19 protein-coding genes are annotated in these 16,573 nt (G+C 70.0%); 11 read left to right on the forward strand and 8 right to left on the reverse strand.

The window, feature by feature from the left end; translation table 11 throughout:
* The first annotated feature begins 221 nt into the window (after positions 1 to 221).
* Positions 222 to 1,154 (forward strand): DUF6615 family protein, encoded by a 933-nt coding sequence (locus KV557_RS00075; protein WP_218197462.1) that lies wholly within the window; start codon positions 222 to 224, stop codon positions 1,152 to 1,154.
* Here the strand turns inward: KV557_RS00075 and KV557_RS00080 are convergent.
* The 8 genes from KV557_RS00080 to KV557_RS00110 all read right to left on the reverse strand — a co-directional run bounded on the left by KV557_RS00080 (position 1,103) and on the right by KV557_RS00110 (position 6,818).
* On the reverse strand, positions 1,103 to 1,627 hold the full coding sequence (locus KV557_RS00080) for a hypothetical protein (RefSeq protein ID WP_218197463.1): 525 nt from the start codon (positions 1,625 to 1,627) through the stop codon (positions 1,103 to 1,105). The two genes, KV557_RS00075 and KV557_RS00080, sit on opposite strands and share 52 nt — an antisense overlap.
* Positions 1,628 to 2,396: 769 nt before the next feature.
* On the reverse strand, positions 2,397 to 2,534 hold the full coding sequence (locus KV557_RS00085) for a hypothetical protein (protein WP_218197464.1): 138 nt from the start codon (positions 2,532 to 2,534) through the stop codon (positions 2,397 to 2,399).
* Between the two features lie 19 nt (positions 2,535 to 2,553).
* The gene (locus KV557_RS00090) at positions 2,554 to 3,519 is read right to left on the reverse strand and encodes a DUF317 domain-containing protein (protein ID WP_218197465.1); all 966 of its coding nucleotides are present in this window, start codon (positions 3,517 to 3,519) and stop codon (positions 2,554 to 2,556) included.
* Complete coding sequence (locus KV557_RS42045; RefSeq protein WP_256176735.1) at positions 3,453 to 3,866, reverse strand: DUF317 domain-containing protein; 414 nt, start codon at positions 3,864 to 3,866, stop codon at positions 3,453 to 3,455. Before KV557_RS42045 ends, KV557_RS00090 begins: the two co-directional genes overlap by 67 nt.
* Positions 3,867 to 4,065: 199 nt before the next feature.
* The gene (locus KV557_RS42050; protein ID WP_256176736.1) at positions 4,066 to 4,344 is read right to left on the reverse strand and encodes a hypothetical protein; all 279 of its coding nucleotides are present in this window, start codon (positions 4,342 to 4,344) and stop codon (positions 4,066 to 4,068) included.
* Positions 4,334 to 5,101, reverse strand: coding sequence for a hypothetical protein (locus tag KV557_RS00100; protein WP_218197467.1), 768 nt, complete (start codon positions 5,099 to 5,101; stop codon positions 4,334 to 4,336). The genes KV557_RS42050 and KV557_RS00100 overlap by 11 nt, the downstream gene beginning before the upstream one ends.
* A 62-nt stretch (positions 5,102 to 5,163) precedes the next feature.
* A complete protein-coding gene (locus tag KV557_RS00105) occupies positions 5,164 to 5,892 on the reverse strand; it encodes a hypothetical protein (RefSeq protein ID WP_218197468.1) in 729 nt (242 codons plus the stop codon).
* A gap of 170 nt (positions 5,893 to 6,062) precedes the next feature.
* Positions 6,063 to 6,818: a DNA-methyltransferase gene (locus KV557_RS00110; RefSeq protein ID WP_256176737.1), complete on the reverse strand. Its 756-nt coding sequence runs from the start codon at positions 6,816 to 6,818 to the stop codon at positions 6,063 to 6,065.
* A 460-nt stretch (positions 6,819 to 7,278) separates the two neighbouring features.
* Here KV557_RS00110 and KV557_RS00115 point away from each other — a divergent pair, with 460 nt between their 5' ends.
* The 10 genes from KV557_RS00115 (at position 7,279) to KV557_RS00160 (ending at position 16,556) form a co-directional block, all read left to right on the forward strand.
* Positions 7,279 to 8,415: a C40 family peptidase gene (locus KV557_RS00115; RefSeq protein ID WP_374106573.1), complete on the forward strand. Its 1,137-nt coding sequence runs from the start codon at positions 7,279 to 7,281 to the stop codon at positions 8,413 to 8,415.
* A gap of 75 nt (positions 8,416 to 8,490) precedes the next feature.
* Entirely contained in the window at positions 8,491 to 8,808 is a 318-nt protein-coding gene (locus KV557_RS00120; protein WP_256176738.1) for a DUF6112 family protein, read from the forward strand.
* Positions 8,809 to 9,501: a hypothetical protein gene (locus tag KV557_RS00125; protein WP_218197469.1), complete on the forward strand. Its 693-nt coding sequence runs from the start codon at positions 8,809 to 8,811 to the stop codon at positions 9,499 to 9,501.
* 66 nt (positions 9,502 to 9,567) lie between these two features.
* Positions 9,568 to 11,001, forward strand: coding sequence for an SCO6881 family protein (locus tag KV557_RS00130; RefSeq protein ID WP_308129694.1), 1,434 nt, complete (start codon positions 9,568 to 9,570; stop codon positions 10,999 to 11,001).
* A 158-nt stretch (positions 11,002 to 11,159) separates the two neighbouring features.
* The gene (locus KV557_RS00135; RefSeq protein WP_218197795.1) at positions 11,160 to 12,620 is read left to right on the forward strand and encodes a PrgI family protein; all 1,461 of its coding nucleotides are present in this window, start codon (positions 11,160 to 11,162) and stop codon (positions 12,618 to 12,620) included.
* Between the two features lie 17 nt (positions 12,621 to 12,637).
* Entirely contained in the window at positions 12,638 to 13,072 is a 435-nt protein-coding gene (locus KV557_RS00140; RefSeq protein ID WP_218197470.1) for a DUF6238 family protein, read from the forward strand.
* A 28-nt stretch (positions 13,073 to 13,100) separates the two neighbouring features.
* Positions 13,101 to 14,603 carry an ATP-binding protein gene (locus KV557_RS00145; RefSeq protein WP_256176739.1) on the forward strand — a complete coding sequence of 501 codons (1,503 nt, stop codon included), beginning with the start codon at positions 13,101 to 13,103 and terminating at the stop codon, positions 14,601 to 14,603.
* Between the two features lie 104 nt (positions 14,604 to 14,707).
* Positions 14,708 to 15,157, forward strand: coding sequence for a hypothetical protein (locus tag KV557_RS00150; protein ID WP_218197471.1), 450 nt, complete (start codon positions 14,708 to 14,710; stop codon positions 15,155 to 15,157).
* 47 nt (positions 15,158 to 15,204) lie between these two features.
* Positions 15,205 to 16,050, forward strand: coding sequence for a ParB N-terminal domain-containing protein (locus KV557_RS00155; protein WP_256176740.1), 846 nt, complete (start codon positions 15,205 to 15,207; stop codon positions 16,048 to 16,050).
* A complete protein-coding gene (locus KV557_RS00160) occupies positions 16,047 to 16,556 on the forward strand; it encodes a hypothetical protein (protein WP_218197472.1) in 510 nt (169 codons plus the stop codon). The genes KV557_RS00155 and KV557_RS00160 overlap by 4 nt, the downstream gene beginning before the upstream one ends.
* The last annotated feature ends 17 nt before the right edge of the window (positions 16,557 to 16,573 follow it).

The raw sequence follows: 16,573 nt of genomic DNA on the forward strand, positions 1-16,573 counted from the left end.
TTGATGTCGGTCTTGCCGATGAGGTTCGCGAGGTCTGCTGCGGTGGTGCGGTGATCGGTGCAGGGAGAACAGTCAGTCCGGCCGAGGGCCTCCAGGAGGTGTGTTGCAGGTCCGATTGGGCCGATTGCGCCGTCTAACCCACGCAACGCCCCATGCTGACTGCTCAATCATGAAAGAGTGCGGCTGTGGCAATAAAGAGTCTCCGTGACCTGTGCGCGGCCATGGACACCGCAGCGATAGACACTTGGGGGCGCATCGAGTTCGGACGGCGTCCCGGGCGCAGGTTCGACGAGGCGTCCGTCACGGACAACCTGCTCTTCACACTCCAGAACCAAGTCCCTGGACTGCTGACGTACCAGAGCAACCAGGTGCAAGAGCGGGATTCGGGCGCTGACTGGGAGTGGTGGATCGGAGATGACCAGGCGGGCTGGATCTGCCTTCGCATCCAGGCCAAGCGCGTCTACGAGGACAACACCTACCGGATGCTGAAGCACCCAGGAGCGGGGGAAGACGCGTTCCAGTACGACACGTTGATCAAGGGCTGTAACCCTGATCAGGCCCGCTACGCGTTTCACGTCTTTTACAACGGCTGGCCCGAGGGCACCTTCGAGGAAGGAACCTACTGGGCACCACCAGCCCAGTGGAACGCCTGCCCAGGGCTGAGCTCGTACAAGGATTGCAAGCACGCCGAGCCTCGCCACTACGGCTGCGCCATCATCTCTACCCTCGACGTCAAGAAGCTCAGCGAGAGCGATACCACCGCGCCCGCCGCCGCCAGATTCCGCGTGCAGAGGTACCTGTCAGCCGCCGTTCCCTGGTCGTACGCATTTGGTTTCCCGCCCTGGGACCCCAAGCGAGAGGAGGAGCGCTGGCACCCCAGACTGGACCGCGGTGACTGGGTCGACCGCATCCACGGCACGCTCGATGTGCTCACCCGGCGAGGTGGCGCCCCCGGGGCCCGGGACGCCTCCGGGCACCTCGGAGAGATCCCGATCGATCGAGACCAGCGGACCTTCGAGCTTCCGCCGTACGTCGAGGCGATGCGCAGAAGTAGCCCCGGACGATTTGAGCCGACTTCTGAGGACGAGGCGCCTGCCGCGCCTCAGACGGTGATCGTTGAGCGGAAGCCAAAGCGGCCACGGAAGCGGAAGTAAGAGCGCTGCCGCCTACGGCAGGACCCTTTCTCAGGACGTCCGCCGCGAGGGTTGATCTCGCGCGGGCAGGTCAGAACCGCCAGTGACTGGCAACCATGCTGTCGCACCTGGGCTGCGATCCCTGCGCCGACCCGTTGCTGCACGAGCCATCCGAACGCCTGGCGCACCGGTGCGTAAAGGTACGCCTGTACATCTTCCGGCTCTGGCACGCCGGCCACGACGAGCCACTCCCAGACATCCGGCAACTCGGTGTTCGACAAACCCAGCAGGCTGTCCTCGACGCCGCCCTGCCGCTCCACAGGAGCATCGTCGAGCAGGTCTGCGTAGTAGGCCATCACAACCTCCGGCAGCGCCACGTGGCTCAGGCCGGTGGCGGTCAGCCCGGCCTCGAGGTGCCTTCGGTTCGTGCTGGCCATACCGACCGCTGCCTCTTGCGGCGTCATCCCGCGCTGCCGGTTCCAGATGCCGTGCACCAGCACAACTGAGGCCGCTCGTCACTCCCTTGGGTTGGTGGAGCTCCACTGCCCGGAATCGTATCGCCCGACCCGCCTTCGCCTGGCGCCCCTCGAACGGCGTCAGGGCTTGAGCCGGTTGCGGTAGGTGTGCGAGACCGGTGAGCTCGCCATCGCCGAGTGGGTCAACTGATACGACCACCGCCGGCTCCACGGTGAGACAGGCCACGTCCCGGCCGTCGAGTACGAGACCAATTACTACCTGACGACCACAAAACCTATGGGTACAGCCACAATCTGAGATCTCTACTGAACCCGGGGCGGTTCACTCACGAAGCGACCAGGGCGCATGTATAGGCCACCCACGCCCGCCGAACCACCTCAGCGTCGGCTCATTCATCTGCGACAAGGACAGCCGTATAGGCTTTCCACGCCTGCCGAACCGCCTCAGCGTCAGCCGGACTGACCTCTCCATCTGGAAGAGCATCCAAGACACGGCGCAACACAGAATGGGCCTCCTCAAGAGGAGCATTCTGCAATCGAGGGTCTGGTCCGTTACCAGCACAGCGGGCTGGCCGGGCTGATGCCCCGCCAAGCGGAGCCGTTGAGTCACGGTGCGATGAACTAATCAGGGTAATCCTTCTCGCTAGTCCAGCTCGGTGGACGGAGCGGGATTCCGGGGTGGGCGCTGATCTTCCACACGGCCTGGTCGTCCCGCTCGGCCACGACCAGCTGCGGATCGGTGTAGTCCGCTGTGGGTTCAGCGGATCGGCTGCCGGGTCTGGTCGGGTCAGCCGGAGCCGGGTCCGAGCGGCAGCGTGGTCTTCGTGGTGGGCAGGGAGAGGACCATGCGGGCCCGGGCCGCGACGCTTCGCGCCGACGGGCCGGGCGGGCTTCGGGTGTCGAGCGGACAGACGTCGAGGTACACGAGGTGCTCGCTGGTGAGGTCACGTCCGAGACGGGCTACCGGGGTAGGGGCGATCAGCGCGTCGGCGACGGCCGCCACCAGCGGTCGTCCAGACGATGCTCGACGGTCCGTTGACCGACGGGTTCGGCGCGGTCCTGGACGCGGAGCGCAGCCGGGCTGCCGAGCGCTGCAGGTCCAGGGGGCTGGGTGCGGGCGGGGTGATCGGTGTGATCGTGGCAGTCTGCTTGGTGTAGTAGTCGAGCGCGTCGCGGTAGCGGAGGACGGGGTTGGGGTCGAGCATCTCGGTCGCTGTGGCTTGGAGGATGCAAGCGGGTGTACCGCTGCTGAACCGCCCGTACCAGCCCGCCGACTTGATGGTGCCGATGGTGAACCGGCCGTCCTGACTGAGCTGCTCGGAATCAGCACTGTGCTGGAGGCATCGCTGTCGGTAGGTGATGCTCGCCAGGTTGTCCGAAGAGCGCAGCGTGAGGGTGTTTTGCTCGACGCCCTTCGAGGTCCACCCGGCGGCAGCGTAGGGCGTGATCCACTCCAAGGCACCGGCGGTGCGCTCGTCGAGCCAGCCGTCGTCGTCGGAGCGGTACATCCGAGCGAGTTCGGTGGTCACGGCGGTGACGATCTCGATCGGGGTGTTGGCAGAGAAGTTGGCGACCCAACGCGGCTGTGTGAAGGTGTTGAGAGCGACGGCGATCATCCACAGGGTGTCCCAGTCCTGCTCGGGGATGAATCCGATGCGGATCCGGCCGTCCGCTGTCGTGATGTAGAAGTTGCCCAGGTCGTCGTGGTGGCTTTTGGCCTGGGGCAGGTCGCGGACGGGCTGGAGGGCTGGGTCGCCGATGTGCAGGCTGCCGGCCAGGTAGACCGGGTGGACATGGACGTCGCCGTCGACCTCCGTCCAGGGGGGCGGGCTCGGGGTGGTGCTCAGGTCTTTCTCCCTGCTGCTCGGGCTGCGGCTGCCTGTGTTGCGGCTGCAGCCGCGGCGTTCCACCGCGCCACCGGGATGTCGGCCAGTGTGGTGCGCTCGGTGGCGGCCAGGGGCCGTGTCGATCCCGTGTAGGGCCGGATCTCGACCAGGTCCCGGTGCGCGAAGGGGACCTCCGCAAGGCGCCGCACCTGGGGCTGGGGGTCGGTGAGGTGGTCCAGGCCTGCGGTGATCAGACGCGTGGGCGTGTTCCCTAAGAAGTGGGCTGACCACGCCTTGCGAGGGAAGTCGTCGGGGCACCGGGCCCAGAGGGTGACCTCAGCGGGATGGTTCTGGCCATGCGGCTCGTCGTAGTACGCTCCCGCGTCCCACCTGATCAGGCCTGCGGTGGCGTCGGGCGACTGGAACGCCATGCCGCTTGGTGTGCTGACGTCATGCCACCCAGACTCGCGCATCTGGTCCAGCAGCGTGTCGCGGGTGTTCCGTCGCCCCCAGAGGGCTTCGTCCCGTGTTGCGACGCTGCCGTAGGACAGGGCGTGGGACAGACCGCCGGCGACAGCAAGGGCAATCTCACACGGGGTGTCCTGGTCGAAGGTGGCGTGCCAGGCGCGTTCACCTACCGGGGACTCGTATCCGGCGACCGTCCACCGGGGGGTTGCGGTCGCCTGGCTCGTAGTCGAGCTGGATTCGCCCGGTGAGGCAGTCGCTGACCGCGACGCTGGTGTCTCCGCCGTCGCAGGAGTAGCGGGCCCAGCCCCGGTTCTCGGTGAGGAATTCGGCGAACGCCGCATTGGAGGTGTCGAGTTCGCCGGGCCCGGCGAGGTATCCGGGGTTCACCAGGACTTGCTGCTCGGCTTGCGGGGTGCCGGGCCGGGCGTGGTCACCGGCCATGCGCGGGCTCCGGGCGCGGTCGGGTCACCGGGTGGGTGCGCAGGAGGGGGCGGTGGAGCATCGGGATCTGGGAGGCGCGGCGCGTGTAGCGGCCGGGGTCGGTGACGGTGCGCAGGACCGCGAGGACGATGTCGGTGGGAACGGCGAGGCCGAATTCGGCAGTCCACCAGTTCTCTTCGTGGCCTCGTGCTCCGGCGCGTAGGACGAAGCCGACGCGCCCCGGTACGGGATCGTTCTCGGTGTCCCGCAGTTGGAGGGAGGCGGTGCCGTCGGGCGCGAGGAGGGTGGCGGTGCAGCCCCGGGCGCAGTTCGGCGACCAGTTGGCGCGGCCCGCCTCGGCGCGCAGGGCCTCGGCCGTGGCGGCGTGGGCCTCGTGGCTCCACGGCCGCTGCTCGCGCTCGGTGGCGGTGGACTGGTCAAGGGCGAAGGCCAGGCGGCGGGCTGCGGCCATCACCACCTCGGCCGGAGTGCGTACGTCGAAGGCGACGCGCCAGAGGTTGTCGAGGGTGGCGCGTGCGCTCAGTATGATCCAGCGCTCGTCTTCGGCATCCTCGGCGAGGTCGAGTTCGATGCTCGCGGCGTTGCTGTTGTGCCAGGCTACGAGGCCGTCGTCTGCCAGCAGGGACCAGTCCTCACGCTCCTTGGCGAAGGTACAGAGCGTGTCGAACACGGTGTGCTGGTCGCCGGGGCCGGCGAGGTATCCCGGGTAGACGACCATCGGCATGTCGTGGGCGGCGAAATCGGTGTGCGTGGGCATGCGGGCTCCGTTCAGGAGGGTGGGGCGGCCCCGGAGTCCGGGGCCGCCCGGCAGGCAGAGGGTCAGAGCAGGCCAGCGGCGCGCTCGGCCTTGAGGATCTCGGCGATCCGCTGGGCCCGCTTGGACCCGATCGCAAAGCCGCGGGCGCGGACACCGGTGGCGATGGCACGCGGCCCGATCCGGCCGGTCTGCTGGACGACCTCGCGTGCGACGTCGAGGACGGTCTCGAACGGCGCCCCTTCCGGGCCGATCACCGGCTGCGGGTCGGGTGTGGCCGCTTCGGGCACGGCCCCGGTGCTGTCACCGCCCGGCTCGTCGATGTACGCATCGGCCGCCGCCGGAAGGTAGGCGCAGATCCGCCGTGTCAGCGGGTGGCAGGCGGCGGCGATCAGGTGGGCGGGCGTCGCCTGGTCGAACCACGCGCGCCAGCGGCGGCCGGCCGCGTCCCAGCCACGCAGGCGCCACTGCGGGTGGCGGGCACTTGTGCTGAGGTCCAGGTCGAAGGTCGAGGGGCAGCTGCACCCACCGGTGACCGCGCCCGGGCAAGCGATGTTGTCGAGGATGTCACCGGGCTCGGTGATGGCCGGTCCCCGCAGCGCGCGCTGCTGGTCGTAGCGATCGGGCTGGGCGAAGTCGTGGGCAACAGCGCACAGCAGCGCGCCAACCACCTCCTCCGGCACGGTGTCCTCGAACCGTGCGCGCCAGCGGATCGCACCGGTCGGCGTGTCGTAGGCGGCGACGGTCACCGAGGGGTGCTCCCAGCCGGTGTCGGCCGGGATGTGCAGCCGCACCCGCTGGCAGGGGCTGACGAACGCCTCGCTGGCGTCGGGGAGTTGGTGAAGGCTCCAGCCTTCGAAGCAGTCATCCTCCTGCGGCCGGTCGTGGTCGGGCCGCGACGGGGTGGGGCAGGTGCTGGACAGGGAAGAACTCCTGTGGTCGAGGTCGGGAGGGCGAGGGCCGGCTACGCCGGGACCTGGTCGGCTTCCTGCGCGGTGCGCTTGGCCTCGGCCAGACGCTGTTCGGCGATGTCGGCGTAATGGTCGGTCAGCTCCACGCCCAGGAAGGACCGGCCTTCGAGGAGCGCGGCGACGCCGGTCGAGCCGGATCCGGCGGTGAAGTCGAGGACCGTGCCGCCGGGCGGGCAAATCTGCACCAGGTCGCGCATCATGCCCACCGGCTTCTGCGTGATGTGCTGGCGCTTGCTGCCCGAGGGTTGACTGCCCTCAAGCAGGCCGCGCAGGTAGACCGGGTTGCGGTCGCCGTCCATCGCGCCCTTGGAGCCCCACGCGACGAACTCCGCGTTCTGGGTGAAGCGACCCTTCTGCGGACGGGCGGCCGGCTTGTACCAGGGCACGATGCCGCGCCAGGTCCAGCCGCCGGCCTGCAGCGCGTCCGTGGTAGTGGGCAACTGCCTCCAGTCAGTGAAGACGCAGGCGGTGCCGCCGTCCGCGGTCAGCCGGTACGCCTCGGTGAGCAGCTGGCTCAGCCAGAAGCCGTAACTGCGCTGGTCCTTGTTCTCGCCGGGGAAGTCCGCCAGGGCCCGCTTGGATCCGGCGGTCGTGTACTTCTCCTTGGCGCTTCGCCCGACGCGCTCCTGCGTCGTACGCCCACCGCTGTTGTAGGGCGGGTCGCAGATGACGCAGTCGACGGTGCCGCTCGGAAGTTCGGCCAGTCGGGTCAGGGCATCGCCCCGGAGAAGGGTGTAGTCGGTCGTCAAATGTCCTCGCAGGGAGTGGGGGCGTTGGTGCGCGAGATGGCCTCGACTGGGCGGGGATTTCGGTCGAGGCGGCGCATGGAAAGGCCCCGCAGCGCAGAGCACCGCCGAGCCTGGAAACGACCCTAGGATTCGCAATATTGCCTCTGCAAGGACTTCGGCAATTTTCGCAAATATTCGCGAACTCCTTGCACAGGCAATATTCCGGCTCGTAGGTTCGTAAACGTCGCCGCAAGCGCTTCGACCTGGCCGATGGAAGCGGGAACTTCCGCCGGAACGCCAGCTCGCCGCCTTCCCCGCCGCGGCTCCCCACTTATCGCCCCAGCGCCGGGCCGCCTTTCGACGGGCCGCCCCGCGCCGCCACACGATCGGAGATTTCCTTGACGGGACTTCACCTGCCCATGCCCTTTATCGCCTCGCCGGGGCCGCATCGAAGGGAGTCGCTCCGCCTGCGGCAGGCGGTGTGAAGAAGGTTGCCGCCGGTCTCGGCGCCGCCATTCTGCTGGCGCCTTTCGCGCTGATCCTTCCGGTCGCCATGGCTGCGCAGCAGGACGGAGAGTTCGACGGCGGGAGCGGGGCCTGTTCCGGCAGCGGCGGTCCACAGGCTGTGGACACCGCTGCGATCCAGGCGGCGGTCAAGCTGATCCTGTCTGGCGCCGCCGGGCCGACCGCTCCCGTCGCCGGACTGGACCTGCCGAGCGTGCAGATCCCGATGGCCCAGACGATCGTCGCCACCGGCGTCGCCCTCAAGGTGCCGCCGCGCGGCCAGGTGATCGCGCTCGCCACCGCGATGCAGGAGTCGCGGCTGCGGAACCTGTCCAGCGGCGACCGCGACTCGCTCGGGCTGTTCCAGCAGCGCCCTTCCCAAGGGTGGGGCACTGCGGCGCAGTTGCAGGACCCGGTGTACGCATCCACCGCGTTCTACCAGGCACTGCTCAAGGTGTCAGGTTGGCAGGATCTGCCGCTCACCGTCGCGGCGCAGAAGGTCCAGCTCAGCGGGTACCCGGACGCGTACGCGCAGTGGGAGCCGCTGGCGACCGCTCTGCAGCAGGCGATCGGGACAGCGCTCAAGGCCCCAACGGCCAGCGGCGCGACCCCGACTCCGAGCACCTCGCCGAGTTCCTGCACGCCGCCGGGCACCACCACCGACTGGGGCATCATCCCACCGGGCGTACTGCCGACCGGCTACCAGATCCCCACCGACGCCCCGGTGGCCGTGCAGTCCGCCATCCGCTGGGCCCTCGGGCAGTTGAACACCCCCTACCAGTGGGGCGGAAGCTGCACCAACAGCCACGGACCCGATCCGATGGGCCGCTGCGACTGCTCCGCCCTGATGCAGCAGTCCTACAAGGCAGCTGGGATCACGCTCGAACGCACCACCTACGCCCAGGTCACGCAGGGCACGGCCGTCTCGCCCGACCAACTGCGCGCTGGCGACCTGCTGTTCACCGAGCCGGGCCCCAACGGCCCGGAGCACGTGGGCATGTACATCGGCGACGGCCTGGTGGTGCACGCACCGCACACCGGCGACGTCGTGCGCGTCGCCTCGTACAGCTCGTGGAAATCCGGCGTGATCGCGATCCGCCGGGTAGCCCCCTGAGCCCTCTTCCCTTGTCGCGCCAGCGTGGCGCCACTCCGCACCCCAGCGTACCAAAATCCCTCTCTGGAGAACCGTTTGTCGTTGATCCTCGCCGCCCAGGCGGCCACCAACCTCGCGTTCGACCCGGGCGTCGCCCCGGCCGAGGGCGGCCTTCCCGGCCTGAGCGTCCTCAAGCAGGTCGTCTCCTCCATCAACCTGTTCGCAGTGATCGCAACCGTCGGCGCGCTCTGCGTCGCCGGCGTCGTCTGGGCCTGGGGCCACCACAGCGGCAGCCACGGAGCCGAACAGAAGGGCAAGCAGGGCGCCATGGTCAGCGCCGGCGTCGCCCTGCTCCTCGGCGCCGCCAACGGCCTGGTCGCCTTCTTCTCGGCCCTGGGGACGCAGGTCAAGTAAGTGCCCAAGCCCAAGTCCCATGTCTCCGGCGGTGATTCGACGTTCCGCCATCGGCTGCTGATCGGGCTGGGCGTGCTGCTGGTCGTCGGTCTGCTGGCCGGGCTCCTAGCCCGGCTGGCAGGCGGCGGCCACCACACCGACCACCCCACGCCGAGTCCCAGCTCCACCGTTCACCCCACCCTTTCGGCCACCGCCTCGGCCCGCCCGAGCGCCACCGCCACCGAAGCGGGCGCCACCATCGCCCACCCGCCGCACACCACCAGCCCGACCGACTTCGCCGCGGCCTTCGTCGACGCGCTGTGGACCTACGACACCCGGACCACCAACCAGCAGGACTTCGTGAACGGGCTGCGCACCTGGCTCACCCACGAGGCCCAGTACGCGGACGAAGCCTCAGTCGAGGGCCAGGTCCCCGACCCGGCAATGTGGTCGCGTCTGTCCGCCAACGGCCAGACCTCCAAGGCCGCCATCAGCGAGGCACACGTGCCCGACGTCTACTCGCGGGCCATCGCCGCCAACCCGAGCGCGTTCACCGCCGCGTACGTCTACGCCGTCACCGTCACCGGCAAGGTCGAGGTGACATGGGACGGCGGCGGCCGGGGCGCCGAGGACCGCGCGATCACCCTGGCCGTCCAGTGCCGCCCCCAGCAGGACTGCGCACTCGTCGCCATCGCCCCCACCGTCTACCCATAACCACTCCTTCTCTAGGGAGTCCACTTGAGGAGCTGATCACCCATCGGGTTCTGTGATGTCCCTGGCGTGAACTTGATCTGCGGCGGCGCCAGCGCGATCGCCGACTCCATCACCTCCGGCATCGGCAACTGGATTGCGAAAAGCTGCGGCGAACTCGCCGCCTCCGCCGTCGACATGGCCTCGCGGGCCGTCGATGAGACCACCCGGGTCGACCTGAGCGCGGGATGGTTCCGCGACAACTACGGCCTGGTGCTGTCCATCGGCCTCACCATGATCGTCCTCACGTTCATCCTGCAGCTGATGAGGGCCGCGTGGCGGCGAGACGGCCAGGCGCTGGGCCAGGCGGTCACCGCCACCGTCAGCTCAGTCCTCTTCGCGGTCACGGCGATCTCGTTCACCGCGGTCGCCCTGACCGTGGTCGACGCCCTGTCCCGCAGCCTCTTCCAGATCGCCAACGTCTCGATGGCAGACGCCGTCAGGAGAATCGTCAAGGTCGGCGAGCTCGGCGTCATCATCCCGCTCGGCTGGCTCGTGCCGGTGGTCGCCGCACTCGGATGCGCCGTCGGCGCGGTCCTCTACTGGGGCATGATGATCTTCCGGAAGGTGTCGCTGCTCGTGCTCGTCGTCCTGGCCCCGCTGGCCGCAGCCGGCGGGCCCTGGGAACCCACGCGCGATTGGCGCCGCAAGTGGATCGAGGCCACCGCCACCCTGGTCTTCTCCAAGCTAGTGGTTACGATCGTCATGCTGGTCGGCGTGTCCGCGATCGGCCAGAGCGACACCAAGGACGGCATCCAGGCACTCAGCGACATCATCGCCGGTCTCGTGGTGATGGCGCTCGTCCTGTGCGCACCGTTCATGGTCTACAAATTCATCCACTGGGCCGGCGACGGCCAGTCGCACGATCTGCACCGCTCCACCGCCGCCGGACTCCAGACCGCCAGCGCCGCTGCCAAGAAGGCCGGGCAGATGGCCGTGACCGCGGGCTCCGGCGGCGCGGCCGGGGCGTCGGCCGGAGCGGGCGCGGCCGGCGCCAGCCCCGCCGGGCCTTCCCAGGTCCCCGGCATGCAGTCCACCGGCACGGGCCAGGGCGGCGGAGGTGGCGGACCGGAAGGCCCGAGCACCGACACCCTCGCCAAGGCGACGCCCACCTCGTTCAAGTACGGCGAGCCCCAGCGTTCCGGCGGCGGCGACGGCGGCGTGCCGCTGGTCAGCCGCCCCGCCACCGACCGGTCCGACGGCGATCAGGGCCGCGCGCTCATCACCCGCGCCGGCACCTCCGGCACCGGCTCCGGTGCCCCGGCTGCGTCCGGCGGTTCGAGCCCGGCCGCAGACGCCCACACCGCGGCCGGTTCCCCCGGCCTGTCGACGCCGGGGTCTTCTCCCACCCCAACCGGCGGCGGCCCGGACTTCGACCCGGTGATCGCCTCACCCTCCGGACCCGCCGCCTCCGGCGCCGGCACCGGCCAGCGGTTCACCTTTCCGCACCGCTCGCCGTCCTGACGGCCCGCCGGGCATCGCCCGGCCCGCGCTTCCCCTCCGCACCCCGCCGGCAGAAACGTCTCTGCCTCGTCCTGCCGGCGACCACCTGCCGACGTCGGTAGGTGGTCGCCGGCGGGGCCCGGGGTCGCCCTCCCGCCCCCGCACCAAGAGAGCGCCTCCTGAGCACCCCCAGCGAGACCCCCGCCACCATCAAGTTCCCCACCAGAAGCCGCCGGGGCATCCTCCTCGGCCTGACCCTCCCGCAGCTTGTCCTCACCGCGGTCGGCGGCGCCGTCCTGCTTGCCGTCCTGATGACGGTCGGCATCGTCGGAGCGCTCGCCCTCACCCCCTTGTGGGTGCTGCTGGCCGCCGTCGTCGTCTTCCGGATCCGCGGCCGGTCGCTGGCCGAGTGGGCGCCGATCGCCCTGCGCTACTGGCTGCGCCGCACCCGCGGCCAGCTGCTGTGGCTGGCCCGGCCCTCGACCCGCCCCCGCATCGAGGGCCTGCTCCACCTGCCCGGCACCGCCGCCTCGCTGCGCGCCGTCACCTCCCCCGACCGCCGTCTCGGCGCGGTCCACGACCAGCAGCAGGCCACTCTCACCGCCGTCACCCGCGTCAGCAGCCGCGCGTTCGCGCTGCTCGATCCCTCCACGCAGGCCAGCAACGTCACCGGGTGGGGAAGGGCGCTGGCCGCGCTGTCCCGCTCGGGGCAGATCGCCCGCATCCAGGTGATGGAGCGCACCGTCCCGGACTCCGGTGATGCCCTGCAGCGGTACTGGCTGGAGCACGGCCGGCCCAACACGCCGGTCGCAGGCCCGATCTACGAGGACTTGCTCTCCGCCGCCGGTCCGTCCGCCGCGCCCCATGAGGCCTACATCGCCATCGCGCTGGACCTGCGCGCCGCCCGCCGCCTGATCAACCAGGCCGGAGGCGGCCTGGCCGGAGCGTTCGCCGTCCTCCAGCAGCTCACTTCCAGCCTCGACGCCTCCGTCCGCAGCGCGGGGCTGACCCCCGGCGGCTGGCTGACCGCCGGCGAGATCGCGGCCACGGTCCGCACCGCCTACGACCCCGCGGTTCTCGGTGCGCTGGAGCGCTGGTCCGACTCCGGCCGCCCCGAGGCCGATGTCGCCGCCGCCGGTCCGGTCGTGCTGGTCGAGGAGACGGAGAAGATCCGTACCGACTCCGCGCACCACGCCGTCTTCTGGATCGAGCAGTGGCCCCGCACCGAGACATCGGCCGGCTTCCTCCACCAACTCCTCTACTCCTCCGGCGTCCGGCGCACCCTCTCGCTCCTCTACACCCCCCAGCAGCTCGACGCCGCCCTCAAGGACGTCCAGCGCAAGAAGGCGACGATCATCTCGGACGCCGCCGAGCGCGTGCGCCGCGGCCAGGTCGACTCCGAGGCCGACACCGTCGAGTACGCCGACGTCAAGCAGCGCGAGCTGCAGCTCATCGCCGGCCACGCCGACGTCGCCATGACCGGCCTGCTCGTCGTCTCCGCCGACGACGCCGACCAGCTCAGCGCTGCGTGCGCCCAGGTCGAGACCGCCGCCGTCGCCGCCCTGATCGACCTGCGCCGCCTGACGATGCAGCAGGCCGAGGCTTTCACCGCCGCCGCCCTCCCCCTGGCCCGACTCTGACCGCCGAAGGGCACCCCATGCACCACGACGAGACGAACCTGATCGGGTTCGCCACCGCTTCCCTCGCCTGCCACCGCGCCACAGAGCTGACCAGCGACCAGCCGCTGACCCGCGAAGAACTCGACGCTCTGCACGAGCACGTCGTCGCCCTCCACCTCCTGGTCGACCAAGCGACGGTCCGCACCCGCCCCCACGTCGCCACCGAAGGCGCTCACCTCCACAACGGTCGAATCCGGCTGTGGCAGACCGCCGAGCACCTCCACGCCGCCTACCACGCAGCCCCGCGCGACGACGGTCGACTGCCCACCCGCGAGGCGTGCGCGCTGCGGCTACCGGAGGGCGCCCCCGAGCTGACGATCTGCCAGCGCCACCTCAAGACCTCCAAGCGGGTGCGGTACTTCACCACACCCACAGATCTGCAAGCCGTCACCACCGGCATGATCCGTCACTAGCCGACCCGGCGAGAAGAGACCCACCCCCTTGCGCATACGCACCAGCACCAGCGCCAGCGCGCTGTTCACCCCCACCCGCCGTGGCCGCAACGAGCGCCGCCAAGCGCGGCGCGACCTCGCCGCCGCCCAGCGCGAGGCCCGCCTCGCCGATCGGCCCGACCATCGCACCGACACCGCCGTCGACGAACTCGACGAGCGCCCCACCTACCCGGCCGCCGGCCGCCCCGGTCCCGCCTCCGCCCGCGGCGGCAAGCTCAAGCTCCCGCCGCACCGCATGACCACCGCCGTCGCCGCCGGAGCATTCCCCTTCCTCGCCGAAGGCGGACTCGGCGCGGGCGGCATCTACATCGGCCGCGACGTGCACGCCGAAGCCGGATTCTCGTTCGACCCGTTCAGCTTGTACGGCAAGGTCGAGGGGTTTACCAACCCCAACGTGCTGCTCGCCGGCGTGATCGGCATGGGCAAGTCGGCGCTGGCCAAGTCGCTTGCGCTGCGCAGCATCGCGCACGGATACAAGGTCTACATCCCCTGTGACCCCAAGGGGGAATGGAGCGGGGTGGCCGAGGCGCTCGGCGGGCGCACCATTGCGCTCGGCCCCGGGATGAGCGGCAGGCTAAACCCGCTGGACGCCCCGGCCGCCCCCGCCGGAGCCAACCCCACCGACTGGGCGGCAGAGGTCCGCAAGCGACGGCTCCTGCTGCTCGGCGCACTCGCCCGAACCGTGCTCCACCGCGATCTGGCGCCGATGGAGCACACCGCGCTCGATATCGCGCTCGACGAGGTCGTCGCCGACGCCGAGCACGCCCGCCGGGTGCCGCTGCTCGGGGACATCGCCGCGATGCTCGGCAACGCCCGCCGCCTCGACGACGCCCTCGGCGACCCCGCCCGCCGCCTCGGCGCCGCGGCCGAGGACCTCGCCCACGCGCTACGGCGTCTGGTGCAGGGCGACTTGGCCGGCATGTTCGACGCGCCGAGCACCGTGGAGTTCGACCCGAAGGCGCCGATGCTGAGCATCGACCTGTCCCAGCTCGGCTCCGCTGGGGACGACACCGGACTGATCCTGGCCATGACCTGCGCCTCGGCGTGGATGGAGGCCGCGCTGTCGGATCCCGGCGGCGGACGGCGCTGGGTGGTCTACGACGAGGCATGGCGGCTCCTGCGCCACCTGCCGCTGCTCGAACGCATGCAGCAGCAGTGGAAGCTCAGCCGCGGTCTCGGCATCGCCAACCTCCTGGTGATCCACCGCCTGTCCGACCTGCTGTCGGCCGGCGACGCCGGCTCCCGCGGCCGGGCCCTGGCCGAGGGTCTGCTCACCGACTGCGCGACACGCATCATCTACCGCCAGGAGCCCGACCAACTCGCCGCCACCGCAAGCCTGCTGGGTCTCACTGGCGTCGAGACCCAGGCCATCGCCGCGCTGACCCGAGGACGCGGCCTCTACAAGATCGCCGGGCGGAGCTTCGTGGTGCAGCACCTGCTCCACCCCGCCGAGCGCGGCCTCTACGACACCGACAGTCGCATGAAGGCATGAGCTGATCAGCCCCGGCAGCCCAACCCCAAACAGGCTGCGCGACCCCTACCCCACCCCCGCATCCCGCGCGCCAGCGTCTGGGAGCAGAACCGACAGGAACCACGATGAGCACCGACAACGCTAGCCCGCTTCAGCCTCGCGCGACCGGCTTCTGGCTGACTGACCGCGACCTGCGCGCACGACTGCACATGGCCGTCGAAGAGCTCGTTACCATGATCACGCACGCCCTCCGAGACGACGTCAAGCTCGTCGACGCGCTCGAGTCCTTCGCCGCCGAGGAGTGCGGGAACGCCGGTCTGGACGCTTCCTACGTCCCTCTCATCCAGGCCCACGCCGCACACGTCATCGCCAACTGGACGATCGACCAGACCGCCATCGGCCCCCTCGACCTCCAGCTCCTGTTCGGGCTCGACGACTTCGTCAAGCTCCCCGGCAAGGTCCAGTCCGCGCTGCTGGACCAGTACACCGCCGACGAGTCGCAGTGGGAGGACTTCGCGCCCTCGCTCGGCCCCGATCTCTACCTGGACCGCTACGCCGATCTCACGGGCGGCTGACCACCAGAGCAGCGCGCCTTCCCACGGTAACGGCTCCCGACGGAGCCATGACCCCCACATCACCCAAGGACACCATCATCGAGTTCCATCCCACCGCCGCCACATTCCCCATGCTCGACGAAGATGAGCTGCTCGCCCTCGCCGAGGACATCAAGGCGAACGGCCAGTACTACCCGATCATGCTGGATAGCCTCGGCCGCGTCCTCGACGGCCGAAACCGCCTCAGGGCATGCGAGATCGCTGGCGTTGAGCCGCAATTCGCCACCTACGGCGGGTCCACCCCGGTCGCTTATGCCCTCCGGGTCAACATTCGGCGCCGCAACCTAACCAAGGGCCAGAGCGCGATGGTCGCGGCTAAGGCCTGTTCAGATTCCGAACTGGAAGGCTGTTCAAAAAGCGAACTGACCGCCCGTTCAATTTCCGAACAGATCGGCGTCTCGCTTGGACTGGTCGGACAGGCCATGACGGTCGTGCGCCACGCCCCCGGCCTGATCGATCAGGTCATTGCTGGCGCGATGGGCCTGGACGAGGCGTATAAGACCGCGCGCGAGGCCAAGGCGCAGAGGGACTCGGTGGAGAACCAGCTTGCCCGACTCCGCGCGGAGGATCCGGAGCTGGCGGACAAGGTCGTCGAGGGGGTGCTGAGCCTGCCGGCGGCGTGGACGGAGCGCAAGGAGCGCGCGGAGGAGGAGGTCCGGCAGCGCCGGGTGGCCACCCAGTTCCTGTGCGAGGTGGTGCCGCCGCTTGCGCAGGCCCGAGGCACCGACACCGTCAAGCTCTACGATCCGCAGTTCATGCTGACTGGCCGGGCGATCACCAGCGAGGTGATCGAGCAGGCGATGGCCGCGCTGGCCGAGATGGCCGAGGCCTGGCGGGAGCGTGAGGCTGCATGAGTGCGACCGCCGAAGTACGGCTGTGGGAGATCGTCGAGGAAGCCGCCCGTGCCGTAACCGACGATACCGGCCGCTTCCGCAAGGGCGATCTCGAATCCGAGGTTCGCCAGCGGCTCACCGACACCGACCTCGAAGCGCACGTCCAGGCCGCCGCCCTCGACAAGCTCGCGCACGGCCTGGTGCGCGGCTTCGGCGAACGCCGCAGCCCCAACCCCCGCCGCCGGTCCGGCATGTTCCACCCCCAGGGGATCCTCAAGCTGGGTTCCGGGATCTGGGTGTGGATGGAACTCGCCACGCCGACCGACCTCCTGGAGTGGGGCCGACTCTCCACGCGCAACCTGGCCCAGGTGGCGCGCGCCGAGGCCGACCGGCAGGACTACGTCGCCGAGCGCCTCGACGCGTTCCGGATCCATGACGGCCTGCTGCTCGGCCAGTTGGAGCGGATCGTCTTCGGCTACGTCCACGACCAGGACGACGACCCGGACTTCGGCACCGACGAGGAGTAGCCGCGTTGCCCAGTTCC

It is taken from the genome of Kitasatospora aureofaciens, from assembly GCF_019192735.1.
In the GTDB taxonomy this organism is placed as follows: Bacteria; Actinomycetota; Actinomycetes; order Streptomycetales; family Streptomycetaceae; genus Kitasatospora; species Kitasatospora aureofaciens_A.

What these genes read in the sequence shown, in the direction of transcription:
- KV557_RS00075 (WP_218197462.1), top strand. Translation starts at nt 222, where the DNA reads ATGGACACCGCAGCGATAGACACTTGGGGGCGCATCGAGTTCGGACGG.
- KV557_RS42045 (WP_256176735.1), bottom strand. Translation starts at nt 3,866, where the DNA reads ATGGCGTTCCAGTCGCCCGACGCCACCGCAGGCCTGATCAGGTGGGAC.
- KV557_RS42050 (WP_256176736.1), bottom strand. Translation starts at nt 4,344, where the DNA reads ATGGCCGGTGACCACGCCCGGCCCGGCACCCCGCAAGCCGAGCAGCAA.
- KV557_RS00100 (WP_218197467.1), bottom strand. Translation starts at nt 5,101, where the DNA reads ATGCCCACGCACACCGATTTCGCCGCCCACGACATGCCGATGGTCGTC.
- KV557_RS00140 (WP_218197470.1), top strand. Translation starts at nt 12,638, where the DNA reads ATGCACCACGACGAGACGAACCTGATCGGGTTCGCCACCGCTTCCCTC.
- KV557_RS00150 (WP_218197471.1), top strand. Translation starts at nt 14,708, where the DNA reads ATGAGCACCGACAACGCTAGCCCGCTTCAGCCTCGCGCGACCGGCTTC.
- KV557_RS00155 (WP_256176740.1), top strand. Translation starts at nt 15,205, where the DNA reads ATGACCCCCACATCACCCAAGGACACCATCATCGAGTTCCATCCCACC.
- KV557_RS00160 (WP_218197472.1), top strand. Translation starts at nt 16,047, where the DNA reads ATGAGTGCGACCGCCGAAGTACGGCTGTGGGAGATCGTCGAGGAAGCC.